The sequence below is a fragment of the Amaricoccus sp. genome (assembly GCF_036846665.1).
Lineage (GTDB): Bacteria > Pseudomonadota > Alphaproteobacteria > Rhodobacterales > Rhodobacteraceae > Amaricoccus.
In genome coordinates, this window is record NZ_DAIUBO010000346.1 from 1 (window position 1) to 3,003 (window position 3,003).

Below are 3,003 nucleotides of genomic sequence, written 5' to 3' on the forward strand. Positions count from 1 at the left end.
GCTCGTGCGCGCGCGCGGCGAAGACCCGCATCAGCAGCGATTCGGTGGCCGTCAGGCGCACGAGATCGCGCCCGCGCCAGAGCTCGCCGCGGGTGACGTCGTAGCGAACCTCCCCGAGATGGAGCGAGCGCGGCGGCTCGGCCCGCGCCGCGGGCTTCGGGATCCGCCGCAGGATCGCGTTGATCCGCAGCAGCAGCTCGCGCGGCTCGAAGGGCTTGGGCAGGTAGTCGTCCGCGCCCGCCTCGAGGCCGCGGATGCGGTCATCCGCATCGCCGCGCGCCGTCAGGAGCAGGATCGGCGTGGTCAGGGTCTCGCGCAGGCTTTCGGTCAGCGCGAGCCCGCTCTCGCCCGGCATCATCACGTCGAGCACGATCAGGTCGAATTCCAGCCCCTCCAGCAGGTTGCGGGCATGGCGGGCATCGCGGGCCACGCTGACCCAGAAGCCGTTGCGGGCGAGGAACTTCTGCAGGAGACTCCGGATGCGCGCATCGTCGTCGACCACGAGCACATGGGCCTGTGGTGCGTCGCTCATGACCGGCCCGCCTCCGACCGGCCCGCCTCGATGCCGCCGAGAACCCGTTCGCGCATGTCCGGGTCGATCATCTGCTCCAGGACCTTGCGGAACCCGACGACCGCCTCCGGGCCCGCGTTGGAATAGGCCACCCGCATGCGCCGGCGCTGCGCCGCCGAGAGCTCCTGCTCGAGCGCGTGCCCCTCGGGCGTGAGATGCAGGTTGCGCTGCCGCCGGTCGGTCTCGCCCACGCGGCTCTCCACGAGCCCGTCCTCGACGAGCTGGCGGAGCACGCGGTTGAGGCTCTGCTTGGTGACGCCGAGGATCTCGAGCAGCTCGTTCACCGTCAGCCCCGGCCGGCGGTTGATGAAATGGATCGCCCGGTGATGCGCACGTCCGTAGTGTCGCTCCCCGAGGATGCGGTCGGGGTCGGAGGTGAAGCCGCGATAGGCGAAGAACATCAGCTCGATCCCCTGCCGGAGCTGATCGTCCGTCAGGAACAGCAGCTGCTCGCTCCGGGTGGGACTGGTGGAGAAGCCGCGCTCCGGCATCCTGCCTCCTCTGAAGACGCGCGATCAGTTTATGTCAGCGTTATTGACATTCCAAGCCTCAAATGCTAGCCGGAACGCCGCCCGGCGCAACATTGCACTGCGTTGTCCGGCGGGCGAAGAATCCGAAACCCTGGGGGAAGTCATGGTTGCTGCATACGACGATCGGGACGGAGTCATCTGGATGGATGGCGTCTTCGTTCCCTGGCGCGATGCCAAGGTCCATGTGCTCACCCATGCGCTGCATTACGCGAGCTCGGTCTTCGAGGGCGAGCGGGCCTATGGCGGGGTGATCTTCAAGAGCCGGGAGCATACCGAGCGGCTGCTGAAGTCCTGCGACTACATCGACATCCCGCATCCCTTCTCGGTCGAGGAGATCGAGGCGGCCAAGACGGCGGCGCTGCGGGAGAGCGGGCTCTCGGACGCCTATGTGCGGCCGGTGGTCTGGCGGGGCTCGGGGCCGGACATGGGGGTCGCCTCGGCGCGCAACCCGGTGCATATGGCGATCGCGGTCTGGGAATGGGGCGCCTATTACGGGGACGCCAAGCTCAAGGGCGCGAAGCTCGACATCTCCAGGTGGAAGCGGCCGAGCCCGGAGACCATCCCCTGCTTCGCCAAGGCGGCGGGGCTCTACATGATCTGCACCATGTCCAAGCATGTGGCGGAGGCCAAGGGCTGCTCGGACGCGATCATGATGGACTACCGCGGCTATGTGGCGGAGGCGACCGGGGCGAATGTCTTCTTCGTCAAGGATGGCAAGGTGCATACCCCGAAGCCGGATTGCTTCCTCAACGGCATCACCCGGCAGACGGTGCTGCAGATGCTGACGGAGCGCGGGGTCGAGGTGATCGAGCGGCATATCGAGCCCGGCGAGATGGAGGGCTTCGAGCAATGCTGGCTGACCGGGACCGCGGCGGAGGTGACGCCGGTGGGCTCGATCGGGGAGTTCAGCTTCGAGGTGGGCGCGCTCACCCGGTCGATCGCGGGGGATTACGAGAAGCTGGTGCGCGGGCAGCTCGCGGCGGCGTGACGGCGGGCGGGGCTTGACCGGGATCAAGGCCGGCCCCGCGGGCTCGCCTATGGTCGCGCCGTCACAAGCTTACCGGAGGCCTTCGCCCATGACCCATGTCCCGCACGAGCTCGCCGAGGAATTCCCCGAATCGCTGGCCCGGATCTCGGAGCTCAAGCAGCACGACCCGCATTTCGGGCATCTCTTCGAGGAATACCACGCGGTCAACCGGGCGATCCACCGGGCCGAGACCGACCTGGAGCCGACCGACGATTTCCACATGCAGGAGATGCGCAAGCAGCGCCTGAACCTGAAGGACCAGATCGCCCGGATCCTCGCGGCCTGAAGGGCCGCCGGGGAGCCGCTCCCGGACCCTTTCGCCGGCCGCCGAAAGGGTGGTCGGCGTCCGTCCCCATGGGGACAGATTTCAAGACATTGTTTTTGAACGATAAAAGTGTTAATGGTGGAATCGGTGCGTGTCACGCCGAGCGAATCATAGGCGCGCGGGGTTCACCATCCCGCCCGTGCGTCAGCACGGGCAGCGGCCAGTCGACCCCGTCATGCCGGGAGGCGTGTCTTCGGCACGACGGTGGCCGCTTCGCGACCTCCCCGTGGGCCGGCCGCTGCCTTTGCGCGCGTTGGTGCCGTTCCGCGGCAAGAAAGCAGCGGTCTCCTCCACCGCCATCGGACATGGGTGACGGAGCGGGCGAGATTTCGGGAGTCGCGGCCACTGCGGGCGTCCCATCGCCGCATGACCTCTGCTCCCGAATATTCCTATGAAACAGAGCAAGAGAAGGCGAAACGGTTCCGGCGCCAAATTTCCTCGCGTCCTTCGCCCCGTGATACCAGTGGCCCCAGACATTGACCTCATCGCGCCCGGGGCCGGGTGTCCCCAGCCCGATCGACCCGTGGCGATCGGGCCGCGCCGGCCCTGC

At 67.7% G+C, this 3,003-nt stretch carries 4 protein-coding genes; 2 read left to right on the plus strand and 2 right to left on the minus strand.

Features of this window, described 5'->3' with window-relative positions; all coding sequences use genetic code 11:
• A partial coding sequence (locus tag V7050_RS19995) for a response regulator (RefSeq protein ID WP_324411133.1) occupies positions 1-532 on the minus strand: 532 nt, incomplete at its 3' end.
• Positions 529-1,062, minus strand: a complete 534-nt coding sequence (locus tag V7050_RS20000; RefSeq protein ID WP_324369728.1) for a MarR family winged helix-turn-helix transcriptional regulator — start codon at positions 1,060-1,062, stop codon at positions 529-531. The genes V7050_RS19995 and V7050_RS20000, both read right to left, overlap by 4 nt.
• A 142-nt stretch (positions 1,063-1,204) precedes the next feature.
• Here V7050_RS20000 and V7050_RS20005 point away from each other — a divergent pair, with 142 nt between their 5' ends.
• Both V7050_RS20005 and V7050_RS20010 read left to right on the plus strand, forming a co-directional pair.
• Positions 1,205-2,089, plus strand: coding sequence for a branched-chain amino acid aminotransferase (locus V7050_RS20005; RefSeq protein WP_324369730.1), 885 nt, complete (start codon positions 1,205-1,207; stop codon positions 2,087-2,089).
• A gap of 88 nt (positions 2,090-2,177) precedes the next feature.
• Positions 2,178-2,414: a YdcH family protein gene (locus tag V7050_RS20010; RefSeq protein ID WP_324369732.1), complete on the plus strand. Its 237-nt coding sequence runs from the start codon at positions 2,178-2,180 to the stop codon at positions 2,412-2,414.
• Positions 2,415-3,003 lie beyond the last annotated feature (589 nt).